General features: G+C 30.3%; 1 protein-coding gene. It reads right to left on the reverse strand.

Features of this window, described 5'->3' with window-relative positions; all coding sequences use genetic code 11:
* Positions 1–604, reverse strand: a 604-nt coding sequence (locus tag ACS8FC_RS19050; RefSeq protein WP_439297942.1) for a hypothetical protein, incomplete at both ends; no start/stop codon positions are given.

The raw sequence follows: 604 nt of genomic DNA on the forward strand, positions 1-604 counted from the left end.
GAGAAATTTAGATAGTTATCAGAATGAGATTCTGGCGACTCTTCGTGATCAAATTTGTGCAATATCTGCTCTAATTTATTTTCAAATATATCAACCAACTCACTAAGCTTAGAATGATGGCAACTAGCTCTGACAAAATAAAAATTATCTTTACAACTATATTTAATTGAATCAATTTCCACTTGTTTAATGAATATATCTACTATGGATTGTTCTTTATTAAATAATAGGATATCGAATTTGACCTTGGTCGCTAAATAAGCTTTAGGATCATAATCTTGATAGCGATCAGAATATTGCTTAATAAAAATATCTATGGTTTGTCCTATAACGCCTACACTAGTAACATCTACTCCAACAAGTGTTTTTACCCTTAAAGTATACAGTGGTAAAAACTCATTGATTAGAGCACAACTATCTTTAAATTCCTTTTCTGACTCGTAGCCTTTTTTATCATCCCTTTGAAAGCATTTTTTGATAAAGACTTCATGATCTATCTTAAAGCTATTTTGAAAACTTGCTTGTAAGGATAAAAAACGTAAGAAATTCTCTACTTCGTCCCCATAAGCTCTTATTTCTGAAAGAGCATATGAATATGGTAGTT

This window comes from Psychrobacter sp. 1Y4 (assembly GCF_051847555.1).